This is a genomic window from Streptomyces sp. NPDC002623 (genome assembly GCF_053592635.1).
Genome location: NZ_JBSFWB010000042.1, coordinates 1 through 15,309, shown reverse-complemented (window position 1 = coordinate 15,309; position 15,309 = coordinate 1). Strand labels below are relative to the sequence as shown.

Sequence of the window (15,309 nt, the reverse complement as noted above, 5' to 3'; positions counted from 1 at the left end):
CGTGGCGTTGATTAATTCAAATTTGAACGCTTTCCATTGACGATAGGATGGAGTTCCAATTTGAACAACCTGGAGGGGTGTGGCGTGGGTCATACGCGATGGCTGAATGAGGAGGAGAAGCGTGCCTGGACGGCCTTCACCACCGCGCACGCGCTGCTGTATCGACGGCTGGAGCAGCGGCTCAAGCGCGAATTCGGGCTGTCCGGCCTGCAGTACGAGATCCTCGCCCGGCTCAGCGGGGCCCCGGACCGGGAACTGCGGATGGCCGAACTGGCCTCCGCCCTGGTCAACTCCAAGAGCGGGCTGACCTACCAGATCGGGCAGATGGAGAAGGCCGGGCTGGTGCGCCGTCGAACCTGTCCGAGTGACGAGCGCGCGGTCTACGCCGTACTCACCGACGAGGGCATGGCTCTGCTGGAGCGGGCGGCGCCCGGCCATGTGGACATGGTCAGGGAGCTGCTCATCGATGTGCTCACGCCCGACCAGGTGCGGGCACTCGCCGACGGCCTCGGCGAAGCGAGCCGCCGCATGACCGCCGGACCCGGCGAAGCGAGCCCTCCGGTGGCCGACGGGACCGCATGCTCCGGCTCCGAAGCCGGTGCCGATCTCGGCGTGTGAAGGGGGCCGTCGCTCGCCGCGCAGCCGGTGCCCGTCCGCACCGGCCCGCGGCATGCCGCCATGGACCGGGACCGTACCGCGCCGCCGGGAGCGGTCGGCTCAGCGGCCGGTGAGCTGGGCCTGGAAGGCGGCGCGGTTGAAATACGCCTTGGCGCCCCGGATCAGGCCGTCGTCGTCGAGTTCTTGGATGTTGATGCCGGACCGCTTGACCGGCCTGCCCTCCGAGGTCACGGCGGCCCCGTGCCAGGAGACGGCGACGTGGCGGCCGACGGTATGGGCCTCCATGGGGGTCAGGCCGAGGAAGGGCTGGAAGTTCCGCAGCGTCGACTTGAGGAAGGCGTGGATCGCTGCGCGGCCGGTGCGGGGCGGTGTGCCGATGGGGTCGTGGAATACGCCGATTCCTGGGCGGATGCCTTCGCCCAGGAATCGGCGTCGCCCTCCTGAGAGGCGCGGAAGAACTGCAGAACGGCCGGCGGCATGGCGGGGAAGGTCATGACGGATCCTTCGGTGTGAGTCAGGGCAAGGGGAAGCGGGGCGCGGAGTGTGCCGAGGCCGCGCCGGTCCACCCACTCATCCGAACGGTTCGTCGCCGACGATCGTGGAGCGGTGCAGGGTGCGCTCCGAGGAGTGGTCGTAGGGGAGGGCCCGGTGCAGAATGCCGGTGTTGTCCCATACGGCCAGGTCGCCGACCTGCCAGTCGTGTGTGTAGCGGAGCCGCTCCTGAGTGCAGGATTCCTCAAGTTCGTTGAGCAGGGCGCGGCTCTCTGCGGGATCCATACCGACGATGCGGTCCGCGGTGGCGCCGATGACGAGGGAGCGTCGGCCGTCGCGGCGCCGCCACACCAAGGACATCTCGCGCTCGGGCAGGCGGCGCCAGCCCGCCAGCTCCTTCGCGCTGGGGTCGGGCTTCGCCTTCAGCTGTGCGGCAGCGAAACTGTGCACCACGCGTAGGTTCGCGCAGCGCTTGCGGTCCTGCTCGGAGAGGTTTTCGTACGCCGCGTACGTACTGGCGAACTCCGTTCCGCCTCCCACCATGGCGACCTGACGTGCCGTCAGCGTCGTCGCCTTGATGGGCACGTCGTCGTCGGTGGTGCCGTCGAGGTGCCAGTGGAAGGTCCCTCTCAGGTACTCCGCGGACGGGTTCATGGAGGGATCGAGGGACACCGTGAAGACCTGCTTGCCGCGCACGGAAGCGACTTCGCCGAACTTGGCGCAGAACGCGATCTGCTGTTCGTCGTCCAGGTGGATGTCCCGGATGAGTAGAACGCCGCGCCACTTGAGGGCTTCGACGCACCGGTGGATCAGGGCGTCGTCGAACGGGTCCTCGACGCCGGTGACCTCCACTCCGAGGGACGCGCTGAGGGCCTTGGTTTCCAGCATTGAAACGCTCCTTTCCGAATATGAGAACTCTATTCTCACCATCGGTGAGGTGTGAAGCCCTGCGTGTGCGACGGGGCGGCCGGGAGGGCTGCGGGAAGTCGGGGCGTACCGACGCCTCCCGCATCTGTCGGTCCGTCCGTAGGCTTGCAGCGCGTACTGCTCTTTGCGGCCAGTGGTGGGGCGGGTGGGTTGATGGTCTCGGTGCGGCATGAGCAGATACTCCGGGCGGCGGTCGAGGTCTTCGCCGAGCACGGCTATCGAGGAGCCTCCATCGACGCGGTGGCCGAACGGTCGTCCCTGACCCGGCAGGGTGTGCTGCACTACTACCCCAGCAAGAAGCACCTCCTGTTCGCCCTGCTCCACTTCCGCGAAGAGCTCAACCGACAGCACATCAGCGGTGGTTGGGACGACCCGGACATGCCAGGTCGGTTCGCGGAGGCCGTCGCCTTCGATCAGGGCATCCCGTGCCTCGCGCAGGTGCACAGTGTGGTGATGGCGGAGGCCGCCACCGGGCAGGAGCCGGCCCGTGAGTTCGCTGCCGCACGGCTTCACGAGCTCCGGGCCATGCTCGCCGACGGCCTCGCCGCCCGCTACGGCGAACGGCTGCCGAGCGGCCTGACCCCGCGGACGGCGGCCGCCGCGTTGCTGGCCCTGCTGGAGGGCCTCCAGCAGCAGTGGCTGGTCGACTCGGACGGTGAACGTTATCCCGAGGTCGTGTGCGACTCGCTGGCGGTGCTGCTCCTCGGCGCGCAGCCCCCTTCGGAGGCAGTCGACTCCCGGCCGCCCTCGACGCCCGCCAGGCAGGCGTAGCTCCGCCTGTGCATCCCCTTCGTGGGGACGTGACGGTTTGTCAGGGCTCGGGTGCCTCGGCGGGCTCGGAGGTGCCGTCGTAGTGCTGGAGGAACCGCTCCACGAAGGCGAGGGCCTCCGTGTGCCCGGTCGTCATGCCCATCGTGTTCTCGATCATGATGATCCGGCCGAGCGCGTTGGCCAGCACCTGCAGCACCGCCGGGGACATCCCGGGCGGCAGCTTCACTCCCGACTTGGCGAGCCCGCGCGTGAGGGCTTCGATCTGCGCCTCGCGGTAGTTCTCCGCGCGGGCGGCGAGTTCGGCGCGGATCGCCTTGCGGTGGTTGGCCAGCGCCGTGAACTCGGTCGTCAGCGCGTTGCCCGGGTGGCTGGTGAGCCGCCACAGGGCGCGCAGTGGCTGGGGGCCGGCGAGGAGGCGGATCTGCCGTTCCAGCTCGTGGTCGGCGCGCCGCCGCAGTGCGGCGAGGAACAGGTCGTCGAGCGTGCGGAAGTAGTACAGGACGAGAGCCGGGGCGACTCCGGCCTCGCGCGCCACTCTCCTGACGCCGACGGCCGCGTAGCCCTCCTCGAGCATCAGCCGCTCCGTGACGTCGAGCAGGAGCAGGCGCGTCTTTGAGTTCTCCGTACCCATTCGGCGAGGCGCAGTCATGCGGTCATTGTGCTTGACGCTCCCGAAGAACGGGTTTTAAACAGTCGTTCAGTATCACGGTCACACACTCGCTCGGCACCTCAGTACCCGGACGGAGGGCCGGACCGATGGCATCAACCGGTGACGACACTCCCGCGACGGAGCGCTACGCGGGCACCCGCACCTGAACCGCATCGCCGTCGGCATGCTGTTCCCCGGCCCGTACCGGATCCCGGAGGGCACGCTCTCCTTCCGGTTCCTGTTCGCCAACACCAGCGGATGGGTGGCCTACCGGGGGCCTGCCGGTACGAATCCCTGGCCCGAGAAGTCCTGCTCGACACCGCGCCGCGCCACGCGAGCGGGGCCGCTTCCATCGAGGCGATCTCGATCGCCGACGCGGACTCCGGGGCACCGGTGTTCCCGCCCCCGGACTGAGCCGGCCGGACGGCATGGGGCGGCTGGAATCGTCGGCCCCACGCCATCGGCGCCCTCACCGGCGGGTACGACGTGCCGAGCCGCGTCGCAGGAACGGCAGGCGCACCTGCGGCAGCAGCGGTGCGAGCGACCGGTGGCGCCAGGCCGAGCCGGTCACACCGGTCCCGTACGCCAGGTCGTCGAGGCACCGCAGGGCGGTCCACCGTACGAGGTCCAGGGCGGGTCCGCGCGCGGCCCACTCGGCGACGATCGGCGCGAGCATGGCCGTCGCCGCCGCGCGGGCGAGCTTGCTGGACATCGACGCACCGAGACACACCAGCCCCAGCGGCCACCACTCGCGGCGCAGTGCGAGCCCCAGCGTGGCCGCGTCGGCGGCCAGCCCCTGCGCCACCACGGACGCGCTGAGCCCCGTCGCACCCGGTGTCCCCGACAGGCGCCGGCGCAGCAACGCCGAAGCGACGAGCGCGCTCGTGGCCGCCGTCCGCGGGTGCCCAAGGGCGAGGCACGCGAGGCACAGCAGGTTCAAACCGGAGGGACGCGCGGGCGCGAGCCGACCGGGGTGGCGCTCGGCCAGCTCCGCCGCCGAGGTGCCGTACTCGTAGCGGCGGCGTACCCAGTCGCGCAGGCCGAGCCGGGGAGTGTGGGCGACGCGGGCCTGTGGCCGGTACCGCACCTGAAGGCCGTGATCATGCAGCCGCCACACGAAGTCGACGTCCTCGCCGAGCCGCAGACCCTCGTCGAACGCGACCTTGCGCAGCACGTCCCGCCGGACGACGAGAGCGGCTGTCGGCACGAAGCCGACCCGCGCGCCGGGACGTACGAGCGCCTGGTCCCGGCCGAGGTCGAGGGCGGAGCGCGCGGCCTCGTAGCGGGCGAGCAGGCCCATGGGGGGAGCGGGCACATCAGGCACGATCCGTGGCGCGACGGCCGCCACCCGCGGATCGTCGAAAACCGGGACGAGGATGTCCAGCCAGCCCTTCTCCGGGCGGCAGTCGGAGTCGACGAAGGCGACCAGCGCGGTGTCCACCAGGGCCAGACCGGTGTTGCGGGCCGCCGCCGGACCGCGATTGACCTCGTGGCGGACCAGACGCGCCCCATGGGCATCGGCCGCCGCGCGAACGGGGCCCGGATCGGGTGAGCCGTCGTCCACGACGAGTACGGGAAGGCCCCGCAACGAGGCCAGACAGCGGCTCAGTTCGCCCGGGCGTCCGAACGCCGGAACCACCGCCGTCACCGCGTGCGGACCGGGCCGCGGCGAGAGCACCGGGTGGGCGAGGCCCCGGTCGAGCAGTTGCCGGGCCAGGGCGCGTCCCACGGCCGTGTCGGGGGACAGACCGGCGTGCCCGGCGAGGCGCAGAGCGGTGAGATGGGGGAGCGCGGTCTCCGCGAAGCGGGCGACTCCCCAGGGAGCGCCGCCCGTCACGAGACGCCCGCCCGCCCAGAAGGAGACCGCCCGGTCGAGTGCGATCGGCAGTCCCCGTGGAGTCAGTGAGTCGTTGGTCATCGCACCAGCCGTCCCGTGTCGTCGACAGCCCAGGCACCGATCCGTCCGGCTGTCTTCACCGCCAACTCCCGTAGCAGTAATCGCCCTTGAACCGCGCTCGCCCGGCTCGGATCGCCCAGCACCCCGGTCGGCGACACGGCGCGGACTCCCAGGTCCCGCAACTGCGGCATGATCGCCGCGAGCGGGCGGAGGTCGCCCGGACCCGCCCGCTCCATGGCCACCCGCTCCGGCCACAGGTACAGCAGGAGCGATGTCTCCGTGGCACCGGCATGGGCGTCGCCGCCAGGAACGTCGCACCCGGTCCAGCCCACGTCGTGCCCCTCGTGGCGCAGCGCGACGACGGCCGTCCGCAGGGTCTCGGCGTTGCCGCCGTGCCCGTTCACGAAGGCGATCCGGCGCGCCCACGAGGCCAGGGACCGCACCGTCTCGACGAGTACGGCCCGCAGGACGTCGTGTCCGACGGACACGGTCCCGGGGAAGTCCGCGTGTTCCCCGCTCGCCCCGTAGGGCAGCGCCGGCGCCACCAGCACCCTGCCGGGCAGGAGACCGGCCGCCCCGTCCGCCACGGCCCGTGCGATCACCGTGTCGGTGGACAGCGGAAGGTGCGGGCCGTGCTGTTCGGTCGAGCCGAGCGGCACCAGGACCAGGGCGCCCTGCGGAACATCGGGCCAGGCCGCCCCCGCGAGCGGGGCGGACACCTCAGCGCCCCGGGCCGCGGTCGCCGCCGAGCGTCACGGCGAACCCGGGCGGCACATACAGGTCGTCCGGGCGCAGTTCATGGACCGAGGAGCGCCCGAGCCCCAGGACCGCGGAGTCCAGACCGCCGCGCAGGATGTCGAGGACGTTCTCCACGCCGGCCTGCCCGTTCGCCGCCAGGCCCCACAGATGGGCCCGTCCGATGAGTACCGCCCGTGCGCCCAGGGCCAGGGCTTTGGCGACATCGCCGCCGCGCCGCACTCCGCCGTCGAGCAGCACCTCGATCTCGCCCCCGACGGCCCGCGCGATCGCGGGCAGCAGACGGATGGTCGCGGGTGTGGTGTCCAGGTTGTTGCCGCCGTGGTTGGACACCGAGATCGCGCTCACGCCCGCGTCGACCGCCCGGCGCGCGTCATCGACCCGGCACACCCCCTTCAGCAGGAAGGGCCCGCCCCATTCCTCCCGCAGCCACTTGACGTCGTCCCACGTCGGCGGCGGTGTGCCCATCCACTCGCCGTACGCGCCGAAGAACGTCGGTGCCTCGCCGCCGGGCCGCCGCAGGTTCGGCACGACCAGGTCCGGTACGCCGCCGGAGCGCGCGAACCGCCACAACCAGCCCGGCCGGGGCAGGACCTGGGGCGCCAACCGCAGGGCCGTCCGCACGTCGATCCGCTCCGGGATCACCGGACTGCCCCAGTCGCGCCCCTGCGAGAACGACCAGTCCAACGTGGCGACGAGCGCCTTCGCCCCGGCCCTGCGGGCCCGCTCCATTCGCTGCAGCATCACCTCGCGCTCGCCGCTCCAGTAGAGCTGGAAGAACACGTTCGGGTTGACCGCGCAGACCTCCTCCACCGGCTTGCTCGCGAACGAGCTCAGCCCCATGATCACGCCCCGGTTCGCCGCGGCCCGAGCGACGGCGACCTCGCCCCCGGGATCGACCGCCTGGACTCCGGTGGGGGAGACGACCACGGGAAGCGGTGTCTCGACCCCCAGGACGGTGGTGGCGAGTTCACGGACGCCGTGCTGCCCGGCCACGCGCGGAGCGAACCCGAGTTCGGCGAACGCGGCGGCGTTGTCGTCGAGCGTCCGGCCGCGTTCCGACCCGGCGACCAGAGCTCCGTACACGCTGCTGGGCAGCCGCCGCCTGGCCCGCCGTCGGGCTTCTTCGACCGTCTCGAACCACGGGTTCGCGCGCAAAAGCTTCATCGGGCTCAACTCGGGTGCCTCCTCGGGGACATCAGGGACGGAACCCGGACAAAGGGCTCGCGTCGCACGCGGATACGGGGGGCGCCGACGGCCGGCGGGTCAGGGGGACGAGCACGGGCCGTGAGTGATCGCCGCTCGGCCGCGGCAGGCCGCCGCGGTCGGCGGGCCGCCGCGCCAGCAGCTCCTCGCCGAACCCGCGTACACACTCGGGGTCCGGCCCGTCCAACGGCAGCCCCGTGAAGAACTTCGCGGCCATACAGCCGCCCTTGCAGGAGTCGTAGAAGCGGCACGACCCGCACGCGCCCGCGGACTGCGGCACGCGCAACCGCCGGAAGAGCTCAGACGTGCGCCAGACTCCGGCGAAGCCGCCCGCCCCCCGCACGTTCCCCGCGAGGAAGTCGTCGTGGATCGCGAACGGACACGCGTACACGTCACCGACCGGATCGATCAGACACACCACCCGTCCGGCCCCGCACAGATTGAGGCCCGGCAGGGAACGGCCGAGCGCCGACAGGTGGAAGAACGAGTCGCCGGTCAGCACGGAGTCACCGTGGTCGAGCAGCCAGGCGTACAACCGCCGCTGCTGGTCCGCGGTGGGACGCAGGTCGTCCCAGACGTCCGCGCCGCGGCCGGACGGCCGCAGCCGGGTCAGCCTCAGCTGCGCCCCGTAGCGGTCCGCGAGGGCCTTGAAGTCGTCGACCTGGGAGATGTTGTGCCGGGTGCAGACGACGGAGAGTTTGACGCCTCGCATGCCTGCGTCGGCGAGACGGTGCAGGGCTCGTACCGCCGTCGCGTACGAACCCGGCCCGCGCAGCGCGTCGTTGATCTCGGCGGTCGCGCCGTCCAGCGAGACCTGGACGTCGACGTAGTCGTCGGCCGCGATCCGCCGTGCGGCATCGGGCGTGATCCGGACGCCGTTGGTGGAGAACTTCACGCCCACGTGATGTGCTGTGGCGTAGTCGAGCAGTTCCCAGAAGTCGGGGCGCACGGTCGGTTCCCCGCCGCCGATGTTGACGTAGAAGACCTGCATGGCCTCCAGCTCGTCGATGACTGACTTGGCCTGCGCGGTGGTCAGTTCACGCGGGTCGCGCCGCCCGGAGCTGGACAGGCAGTGACCGCAGGCCAGATTGCAGGCATAGGTCAGTTCCCAGGTGAGGCAGATGGGCGCGTCGAGGCCGGTCTCGAACAGCGTGGTCAGCCGTGGCTGTCGGGAGCCCGCTGGGGTGGTGGTCATGGGGTCCTCAGGTCGTGGCCGGACGGGGCTTGGTTTCGTGATGGAGCGGGCCTGTGGTCCGGCGGAGGGGGAGGGCGGTGCCCGACCGTCGGACTGCCACGATCTCCGCGGCGATCGACACCGCCGTCTCCTCGGGCGTGCGAGCCCCAAGGTCGAGGCCGATCGGCGAGTGCAGCCGCGCCAGTTCCCGGTCGGTGAGTCCCGCCGCGCGCAACCGGGCGAGCCGCTCCTCGTGCGTGCGCCGTGAGCCCATCGCGCCCACGTACGCGACCGGGAGGCGCAGAGCGACCTCCAGGAGCGGCACGTCGAACTTCGGGTCGTGGGTGAGCACTACGACGAGCGTGCGGGTGTCGGTCGTGGTCGTGGCGAGGTAGCGGTGCGGCCAGTCGACGACCACCTCGTCCGCGTCCGGGAAGCGCGCGGGCGTCGCGAACACCCCTCGGGCGTCGCACACGGTGACGTCATGGCTGAGGAACGTGCCGAGGGACACCACGGCCGCGGCGTGATCCGTGGCGCCGAAGACGAGCAGGCGCGGACGGGGGGCGTGCGAGGCGATGAAGACCTCCGTGCTCGGGCGGCAGCCCAGCGAACGGACTCCGCTCGCCCCGACGTACAGCATGGCGCGCGCCTCGGCGGCCACCACGGCGTCGAGCCGTGGCGAACCGGTGGTCCCGTGCACCGCCCCGGGCTCGACGGCGAGGGTGGCGGCGGAGCCTTCCAGAAGATGGACGACGGCCACGGGGGCCGGCCCGGCGGCCCTCTCGACCACCCGGGGCGGCGGCTGCGGCTGCACGAACACCTCGATCGTCCCACCGCAGGTCAGTCCGGTGGCGAAGGCGCTGTCGTCGGAGTAGCCGAAGCTCTCGCGCACCGCCACGCCGGTGGCGAGGACCTCATCGCACAGCTCGTACACGGCACCTTCGACGCACCCGCCCGACACGCTGCCCAGCACGTCGCCGCTCTCGGCGACGGCCATGGCCGCCCCGGGTTCGCGCGGGGCGCTGCCGTCGGCCGAGACCATCGTCGCGAGCGCGTACCGCGCGCCCTGCCGGTCCCAGGCCGCGAGACCCGCGGCGATCTCACGCATGGGTGCGCTCGACGAGCATGTCGGACTCCGCCAGAGACGCCAACGCGGCCCCGAAGCGGGGGAGTTCGGTATCCGGAACACAGCAGGCCGCGCACGCGGCACGAGCCGAGGGCGCCTCGGGCAGTCGGTGGACGATCTCGACCAGGCGGGAGTCCTTGAGGAAGGTCAGGCGGCGTGTGCCGAAGTGGTACAGAAGCGCGCCGAACGGCTCGGGCCGCAGGGAGACCTGAGGGTGCAGGACCCATGCCCGGTCGAGATCGAGGGACATCAGTACACGCCGCACATGCCGTCGATGGAGATGTCCTCGATCAGGGAGTCCACGAGGGACTCGTGGTCCTCCGTGGCATCCGGCTCGGTGCGCTCGGGCTCGCTCGCCCCCGCCGGTATCGGCATCTTCGTATCTGCCATCGAGACTCCCGTATGTCTTTATGGATAGATGGATTATCGTTCCTAGAGAATGATATTTCCGTCGAGCGGCGAAGGGAATCCCGGACCGGTGCGGATCCCCGATGTACTGGTGGTAGGTGCGGGCGGCAGCGGCGCGGGGCTGGCGTCCCGGCTCAGCGAGGACGCGGGCTGCGAGGTGGTCCTCCTGGAGGCAGGGCCGGTGCCCCACCGCGGGTTCCCGGAGAAGGTCCTCGACGCGCGCCTGGTGCCGGGAGCATGGCCGGACCATCCGTACGTGCGGTCCGTCCCCGTGCATCTCACCCCGCACCACCCCTACACCGCTCCCAGAGGCCGGATCCTGGGCGGTTCGACCACCGTCAACGGCGGCTACTTCATCCGGGCGCGCCGGGCCGACTTCGCGCGGTGGGCGCGGCAGACGGGCGACGCCCGCTGGTCGTACGAGCAGGTACTGCCCTTCCTGCGCGCGATGGAGAGCGACCTCGACCGCCCGGACAACGCGCTGCACGGTTTTTCGGGTCCCGTACCCGTGCGGCGCGCGGCACTGGATCATCCGGCGGCAGTCGCCTTCGCCGCCGCCGCGGCGGAACTGGGGTACCCCGAGGAAGCCGACAAGAACGCGCAGGATCAGCCGGGCTTCGGGCCCGTGCCGACGAACACGCGTGCGGGCCGACGGGTCAACACGGGACTCGCCTACCTGCTCGGGGTGTCCCGCCGGCCGAACCTCGCCGTGCTCGGCGAGCGCACCGTGCGTTCGATCGTCGTCGAGCGAGGCCGGGCGACCGGCGTGGTGGTCGAGCGGGCGGGGCGGCGCGAGGTCCTCCGGGCCGGCGAGATCGTGGTGTGCGCAGGCGCCCTTGCCACGCCGCATCTGCTGCATCTGTCGGGGATCGGCCCGGCGCGGCGGCTGGCCGGCCTCGGCATCCGAGTCGTGGCGGACCTGCCCGCCGTCGGCGCCGCGATCAGCGATCATCCCCAGGTGGCCGTGACATGGCAGCCGCGGCATCCGCTGCCCGCTCCCGAGGGCACCTGGCTCGGTGGTGTGCTGCATCTGGCGTCCTCCTCCGGTGGGCATGGCGCCGGGGACCTCGAAGTCCTCCAGTCGATCCTGCCGTTGACCGCACTCACCGAGCAGACCGTGGCGGCGGGGCGAGCGGCGTCCGCGTTCCTGGTGTCCGCGCTGACACCTCGCAGGAGCGGTGGGCTGCGGACCGTCTCGGCCGACCCACGGGTTCCCCCGTACGTCGATTACGGCTACCTCGCCACGCCGGACGACCGCCGCCGACTGCGTGAGGCCGTCCGGGCTGCGGTGCGCCTGCTGGACACGACCGCGTTCGACGAGGTGCGCGCGGGCGTCGAGCCGTCCGTCCGGGACGCGGCGGACGACGACCGCGCTCTCGACCGGTGGATCCGGGCGCACCTGGGGACGGCCCAGCACACGTGCGGCACCGTTCCGATGGGCCCGTCGGGCGCGGTCGACGGCCACGGGCGGGTGCACGGAGTCACCGGCCTGCGCGTGGCCGACACCTCGATCCTCCCGGAGGCCCCGCTGCGCGGGCCCGCCGCCACCGCCGTCCTGATCGGAGAACTCGCCGCGGAGTCCCTGCGCGGTGCGTGAGCGGGCCCGCCCGGTCAGCCGGGCTCGGCCGGCCACGCCGCCTCCACCGCGTCCGCGAGCGCGTCGCCCTTCGCGAAGCCGTAGTACGCCGCGAAATGGAGCACGATCTCGTCCATCTCCTCCTTGGTGAGATCACCGGAGTGCAGTGCCGGGCCGACGTGGGTGCGCAGCGGGAGAGGGGAGTCGTCCAACGCGACGCCGGCGACCGTGATGATTCGGCGCTCCCTGCGGGTGAGGCCGGGCCGCTGCCAGACGTGGCCGAACACGAAGTTCAGTATTCCCGCGTGCCGGTACGGTGAGTTCGCCGGCGGGGCCGGGGTGAGATTGACGTCGATGAATTCCTCCACGCCGCGCTCCAGACGCTTCTCGAAGTCGCTGGGGCCGAGCGTGGCCTCCTCCAACTCCGGCCAGGGCGGCGTGGGTTCGCCGCGTTCGCGGTGGATGCGGTCCCACTGGCGGGCGATGGCGCCTTCGATGTGCGAGGCCTTGGGCCAGCCGCAGTAGACCGCGAAGTGCAGCACGAATTCCAGCATCTCGGCGAGGGCGATGTCGCCGCCGGCGAGCGCCGCGTGGACGTGTTCCTCGATGGGTCCGGGCGCGTCGGCTGCGGCCACGCAGGTGAGGGTGACCCAGCGGCGGTCCCGCCTGCTCAGCCCCGGCCGTGACCACACCTCGCCGTACAGGAAGTCGCGTGACGCCCGACCGAACGGTGTCCGGGCGGAAGGGAGTTCGGCGGTGGCCATGACCTCGGTCGCGGTGCGGTCCGCGCTGCCGTCCTTCATTTGTGCTCCGTAGGTTGTCGGGAGGGCCGGACGCGCCGTCCTACGCACGGATGAAGACGTTCTTGGTCTGGAGGAACTCGTACAGCCCCTCTTTGCCGCCCTCACGGCCGTGGCCACTGTGCTTGTAGCCGCCGAACGGTGCGCCCGGCGGCTGCCCGGACGCTCCGTTGACGTGCACGGTGCCTGCCTGGAACTGGGGGACGAGGCGCTGCACCCGCGACACGTCACGGGTGTACAGGACGGCGCCCAGGCCGTACTGAGTGGCGTTGGCCAGCGTGACCGCCTCCTCCTCGGTGCTGAAGGGGAGGATCGACAGCACCGGGCCGAACACCTCGTGCCGCGCGACTTCGCTGTCCGGATCCACGTCGGCGATCACGGTGGGCTCGACGAAGTAGCCGTCCCGGGCCTGCGGCGGGAGCGTCGAGGGGTCGACCGCCCGGCCGCCCACGACGATCCTGCCGTTGTCGGCCGCCCGCTCGATCACTCCGAGGATCCGGACACGGGCCGCGCTCCCGATCACGGGACCTAGCGCCGTGGCCGGGGCGAAGGGATCGCCGACCCCCAGTGACGCCGCGGCCCCGGCGGCCGTCTGCACGACGCGCTCGTACACGTCGCGGTGGACGAGCAGACGCGTGGTGAGATTGCATCCCTGACCGGAGAGGTTGAAGCAGGAGCGAACCGTCGAGGTGACGGCCTGGTCGAGGTCCGCGTCGGGGAACACCACGCTCGCTGTCTTCCCGCCGAGTTCGAGCAGGACCGGCTTGAGGGTGTGGCGCGCCGAATCGAGGATCTTCTGCGCGGTCGGGATGCCGCCGGTGAAGGAGATCATGCCGACATCGGGGTGGCGCACCAGGCGTTCCCCGGCCTCCGGGCCACCGGGCAGGATGTGCAGCACCCCCGGCGGCAGGCCGGCCTCCAGGGCGATCTCGGCGAACCGGGCCACGGTGAACGGCGCGAGATCGGGCGACTTGACCACGACACAGTTCCCGGCGGCCAGGGCGGGGGCGATCTTCATACCGACCGACATGATCGGGCCGTTCCACGTCAGGATGATGCCGACCACCCCGTACGGTTCGGGGACCGTGTAGTCCAGGCCGGGGACCATCACCGGGCTCGGCGGAATCGTCGCCCCCTCGATCTTGTCCGCCCAGCCCGCGTAGTACCCGAACCAGCCGGCGCACAGATGTGCGAGCGCGGACGACATGGTGATCGGGGCGCCGATCTCGAGCGTGGTGAGGCGGCCGAGTTCGCGAACGCGGGCCAGCATCAGTTCCTCGACGCGCTGGAGGATGCGCCGCCGTCTGTCCGGGGACAGTGCCCGCCACTGCGGGTGAGCGGCCTTGGCGGCGGCCACGGCGTCGTCGACCTCCTGCGGTCCGCTCAGCAGGACGGAGCCGTTCACCCGGGCGGTCGCGGGATTGACGTGGTCCAGCGCGCCGACGGACGTCTTGTCGAGCCAGGTGCCGTCGACGAGGGGCCCGGTGACGCCGAGTTCACCGGTCGGGGCGGAAGGATCGGAAAGTGTGGTCATGTCGGAGCCGCCTGTTCTGGATCTCGTGCGGGTGGGCGGTACTTCGGGCGTTCCTGGGCACCGGGTTCACGGTGACTGCGCGGTGTCCAGCAGGGCCAGGGTGTGCGCGGCGAGTCGGGTGAGCGTGGGCGGTTCGGCGGCCTCGGCGACGCGGGCGACCTCCCGCATGATGTCGACGTCCTTGAGCAGCAGGGGCCGGGCCCGGCGCAGCCCGCAGGTGTCGAAACCGGAGGCGGCCAGGATCCCCGCCGCCCTGCTGCCGCCACTGCCGTGCCCGAGGACCCGTGCGACCGCCGCACGGTCCATGCCGAGACGCTCGGCGAAGGAGAAGGTGTCCAGGGCCAGGCCGAACTGGGCGGTGAACACGAAGTTGTTGAGCAGCTTGGCGAGTTGGCCGCTGCCCAGGGGGCCGAGATGGATCACCGGGTCCGCGAAGGTCTCGAGCACCGGACGACAGCGCGCGACATCCGCCTCCTCGCCGTCGGCCATCACCAGCAGTCGGCGTTCCGCCGCCGCGCCGCCCCCGCCGCTGACCGGGGCGTCCACGACGGCGATGGCACGCTTGGCGGCCTTGTCGGCGACGTGCCGGCAGGTGTCCGGGTGGATCGTGGAATGGATGACGACGCCGCCGCCCGGTGCCATGCCCGCCAGGACGCCGTCGGGTCGCAGCATGACGTCCTCGACGTCGGCGTCCGCTACGACGCACAGACACACGAGGTCGCTGGCCGCCCCCAACTCGGCGGGCGACGCGGCCACTACGGCGTCCGTGTCGCCGAACGCCTCGGTGGACGCACGGCGCCGAGCCCACAGAGCCAGGGGGTAGGACTCCTCGACGATGCGGCGCGCCATCGGCCCGCCCTGACTGCCCAGGCCGATGAAGCCGACCCTCGTACGGTGTCCAGCTGCGCGCTCTGCCATAGGTGTGCCCCTCTCTCGCCGGGCGGGCCGGTCAGAGCCTGGTGACCCAGCCGCCGTCGACGCTGATCGTCTGTCCGTTGATCCACTCACCGGCGGGGGAGGCCAGCAGCAGGAGGGCGCCGAGCAGGTCCTCCGCGGGTGCGGACTTCTTGCCGGGGATGGCGGAGACGAGGGCGGCGCGTACGGGATGGCCGGCCGGCAGGCTCCTGAATCCGGGCTCGTTCTCCACCAGGCCCGGCGCGATGGCGTTGACGTTGATGCCCAGTGGTCCGAGCGAACGCGCGAGCCCGACGGTGACGTTGACCAGGGCGAGCTTGCTGGACATCGACGCACCGAGACACACCAGCCCCAGCGGCCACCACTCGCGGCGCAGTGTCCTCCAGACCGTCCAGCGTCTCCAGCGGCACCTTCGTGCCGAGCGAGGCCGCCGTCATGGGGAGGGTGACCGTGCAGTGCA

18 protein-coding genes are annotated in these 15,309 nt (G+C 71.7%); 4 read left to right on the top strand and 14 right to left on the bottom strand.

The genetic code is table 11. The annotated features are described in order from the left end of the window. Window positions 1-84: 84 nt before the first annotated feature. A complete protein-coding gene (locus ACWD4O_RS41675) occupies window positions 85-618 on the top strand; it encodes a MarR family winged helix-turn-helix transcriptional regulator (RefSeq protein WP_451288259.1) in 534 nt (177 codons plus the stop codon). Window positions 619-717: 99 nt separating this feature from the next. Here ACWD4O_RS41675 and ACWD4O_RS41670 read toward each other — a convergent pair whose 3' ends face one another. Together ACWD4O_RS41670 and ACWD4O_RS41665 are read right to left on the bottom strand one after the other, a co-directional pair. Continuing rightward, complete coding sequence (locus tag ACWD4O_RS41670) at window positions 718-1,188, bottom strand: nuclear transport factor 2 family protein (RefSeq protein WP_451288258.1); 471 nt, start codon at window positions 1,186-1,188, stop codon at window positions 718-720. Beyond that, window positions 1,189-1,998, bottom strand: coding sequence for a TauD/TfdA dioxygenase family protein (locus tag ACWD4O_RS41665; RefSeq protein WP_451288257.1), 810 nt, complete (start codon window positions 1,996-1,998; stop codon window positions 1,189-1,191). It lies immediately after the preceding gene. 192 nt (window positions 1,999-2,190) lie between these two features. Here ACWD4O_RS41665 and ACWD4O_RS41660 point away from each other — a divergent pair, with 192 nt between their 5' ends. Further along, window positions 2,191-2,808, top strand: a complete 618-nt coding sequence (locus ACWD4O_RS41660; RefSeq protein ID WP_451288256.1) for a TetR/AcrR family transcriptional regulator — start codon at window positions 2,191-2,193, stop codon at window positions 2,806-2,808. Between the two features lie 40 nt (window positions 2,809-2,848). On the opposite strand, the gene ACWD4O_RS41655 is transcribed toward ACWD4O_RS41660, so the two are convergent. Beyond that, window positions 2,849-3,457, bottom strand: coding sequence for a TetR/AcrR family transcriptional regulator (locus tag ACWD4O_RS41655; RefSeq protein WP_451288255.1), 609 nt, complete (start codon window positions 3,455-3,457; stop codon window positions 2,849-2,851). Window positions 3,458-3,715: 258 nt separating this feature from the next. Between ACWD4O_RS41655 and ACWD4O_RS41650 the strand changes: the two genes are divergently transcribed. Next, on the top strand, window positions 3,716-3,871 hold the full coding sequence (locus ACWD4O_RS41650) for a hypothetical protein (protein WP_451288254.1): 156 nt from the start codon (window positions 3,716-3,718) through the stop codon (window positions 3,869-3,871). 55 nt (window positions 3,872-3,926) lie between these two features. On the opposite strand, the gene mftF is transcribed toward ACWD4O_RS41650, so the two are convergent. Genes mftF through mftA form a run of 7 tightly spaced genes read right to left on the bottom strand, consistent with a single transcriptional unit; the run spans window position 3,927 to window position 10,006 of the window. Beyond that, window positions 3,927-5,375, bottom strand: a complete 1,449-nt coding sequence (gene mftF / locus ACWD4O_RS41645) for a mycofactocin biosynthesis glycosyltransferase MftF (RefSeq protein WP_451288253.1) — start codon at window positions 5,373-5,375, stop codon at window positions 3,927-3,929. Further along, complete coding sequence (gene mftE, locus ACWD4O_RS41640; RefSeq protein ID WP_451288252.1) at window positions 5,372-6,073, bottom strand: mycofactocin biosynthesis peptidyl-dipeptidase MftE; 702 nt, start codon at window positions 6,071-6,073, stop codon at window positions 5,372-5,374. The genes mftF and mftE overlap by 4 nt, the downstream gene beginning before the upstream one ends. Window position 6,074: 1 nt before the next feature. After that, the gene (gene mftD / locus ACWD4O_RS41635) at window positions 6,075-7,277 is read right to left on the bottom strand and encodes a pre-mycofactocin synthase MftD (protein WP_451288251.1); all 1,203 of its coding nucleotides are present in this window, start codon (window positions 7,275-7,277) and stop codon (window positions 6,075-6,077) included. A gap of 31 nt (window positions 7,278-7,308) precedes the next feature. Next, a complete protein-coding gene (gene mftC / locus ACWD4O_RS41630) occupies window positions 7,309-8,511 on the bottom strand; it encodes a mycofactocin radical SAM maturase (protein WP_451288250.1) in 1,203 nt (400 codons plus the stop codon). Window positions 8,512-8,518: 7 nt separating this feature from the next. Next, window positions 8,519-9,598 (bottom strand): XdhC family protein, encoded by a 1,080-nt coding sequence (locus ACWD4O_RS41625; protein WP_451288249.1) that lies wholly within the window; start codon window positions 9,596-9,598, stop codon window positions 8,519-8,521. After that, window positions 9,591-9,866, bottom strand: a complete 276-nt coding sequence (gene mftB, locus ACWD4O_RS41620; protein WP_451288248.1) for a mycofactocin biosynthesis chaperone MftB — start codon at window positions 9,864-9,866, stop codon at window positions 9,591-9,593. Before mftB ends, ACWD4O_RS41625 begins: the two co-directional genes overlap by 8 nt. After that, complete coding sequence (mftA, locus tag ACWD4O_RS41615; protein WP_451288247.1) at window positions 9,866-10,006, bottom strand: mycofactocin precursor MftA; 141 nt, start codon at window positions 10,004-10,006, stop codon at window positions 9,866-9,868. The genes mftB and mftA overlap by 1 nt, the downstream gene beginning before the upstream one ends. An 88-nt stretch (window positions 10,007-10,094) precedes the next feature. On the opposite strand from mftA, the gene mftG reads away from it, so the two are divergent. Next, window positions 10,095-11,621 (top strand): mycofactocin dehydrogenase MftG, encoded by a 1,527-nt coding sequence (mftG, locus tag ACWD4O_RS41610; protein ID WP_451288246.1) that lies wholly within the window; start codon window positions 10,095-10,097, stop codon window positions 11,619-11,621. 14 nt (window positions 11,622-11,635) lie between these two features. On the opposite strand, the gene ACWD4O_RS41605 is transcribed toward mftG, so the two are convergent. The 4 genes from ACWD4O_RS41605 to ACWD4O_RS41590 all read right to left on the bottom strand — a co-directional run bounded on the left by ACWD4O_RS41605 (window position 11,636) and on the right by ACWD4O_RS41590 (window position 15,177). After that, the gene (locus tag ACWD4O_RS41605) at window positions 11,636-12,403 is read right to left on the bottom strand and encodes a carboxymuconolactone decarboxylase family protein (protein ID WP_451288245.1); all 768 of its coding nucleotides are present in this window, start codon (window positions 12,401-12,403) and stop codon (window positions 11,636-11,638) included. Window positions 12,404-12,443: 40 nt separating this feature from the next. Then, window positions 12,444-13,934: an aldehyde dehydrogenase family protein gene (locus ACWD4O_RS41600; protein WP_451288244.1), complete on the bottom strand. Its 1,491-nt coding sequence runs from the start codon at window positions 13,932-13,934 to the stop codon at window positions 12,444-12,446. A 66-nt stretch (window positions 13,935-14,000) separates the two neighbouring features. Beyond that, a complete protein-coding gene (locus ACWD4O_RS41595; protein ID WP_451288243.1) occupies window positions 14,001-14,852 on the bottom strand; it encodes an NAD(P)-dependent oxidoreductase in 852 nt (283 codons plus the stop codon). A gap of 31 nt (window positions 14,853-14,883) precedes the next feature. Beyond that, the gene (locus tag ACWD4O_RS41590; RefSeq protein WP_451288242.1) at window positions 14,884-15,177 is read right to left on the bottom strand and encodes an SDR family oxidoreductase; all 294 of its coding nucleotides are present in this window, start codon (window positions 15,175-15,177) and stop codon (window positions 14,884-14,886) included. Between the last annotated feature and the right edge of the window lie 132 nt (window positions 15,178-15,309).

What these genes read in the sequence shown, in the direction of transcription:
- ACWD4O_RS41665 (WP_451288257.1), bottom strand. Translation starts at nt 1,998, where the DNA reads ATGCTGGAAACCAAGGCCCTCAGCGCGTCCCTCGGAGTGGAGGTCACC.
- ACWD4O_RS41660 (WP_451288256.1), top strand. Translation starts at nt 2,191, where the DNA reads ATGGTCTCGGTGCGGCATGAGCAGATACTCCGGGCGGCGGTCGAGGTC.
- ACWD4O_RS41655 (WP_451288255.1), bottom strand. Translation starts at nt 3,457, where the DNA reads ATGACTGCGCCTCGCCGAATGGGTACGGAGAACTCAAAGACGCGCCTG.
- ACWD4O_RS41650 (WP_451288254.1), top strand. Translation starts at nt 3,716, where the DNA reads ATGGGTGGCCTACCGGGGGCCTGCCGGTACGAATCCCTGGCCCGAGAA.
- mftF (WP_451288253.1), bottom strand. Translation starts at nt 5,375, where the DNA reads ATGACCAACGACTCACTGACTCCACGGGGACTGCCGATCGCACTCGAC.
- mftD (WP_451288251.1), bottom strand. Translation starts at nt 7,277, where the DNA reads ATGAAGCTTTTGCGCGCGAACCCGTGGTTCGAGACGGTCGAAGAAGCC.
- mftC (WP_451288250.1), bottom strand. Translation starts at nt 8,511, where the DNA reads ATGACCACCACCCCAGCGGGCTCCCGACAGCCACGGCTGACCACGCTG.
- ACWD4O_RS41625 (WP_451288249.1), bottom strand. Translation starts at nt 9,598, where the DNA reads ATGCGTGAGATCGCCGCGGGTCTCGCGGCCTGGGACCGGCAGGGCGCG.
- mftB (WP_451288248.1), bottom strand. Translation starts at nt 9,866, where the DNA reads ATGTCCCTCGATCTCGACCGGGCATGGGTCCTGCACCCTCAGGTCTCC.
- mftA (WP_451288247.1), bottom strand. Translation starts at nt 10,006, where the DNA reads ATGGCAGATACGAAGATGCCGATACCGGCGGGGGCGAGCGAGCCCGAG.
- ACWD4O_RS41605 (WP_451288245.1), bottom strand. Translation starts at nt 12,403, where the DNA reads ATGAAGGACGGCAGCGCGGACCGCACCGCGACCGAGGTCATGGCCACC.
- ACWD4O_RS41600 (WP_451288244.1), bottom strand. Translation starts at nt 13,934, where the DNA reads ATGACCACACTTTCCGATCCTTCCGCCCCGACCGGTGAACTCGGCGTC.
- ACWD4O_RS41595 (WP_451288243.1), bottom strand. Translation starts at nt 14,852, where the DNA reads ATGGCAGAGCGCGCAGCTGGACACCGTACGAGGGTCGGCTTCATCGGC.
- ACWD4O_RS41590 (WP_451288242.1), bottom strand. Translation starts at nt 15,177, where the DNA reads ATGTCCAGCAAGCTCGCCCTGGTCAACGTCACCGTCGGGCTCGCGCGT.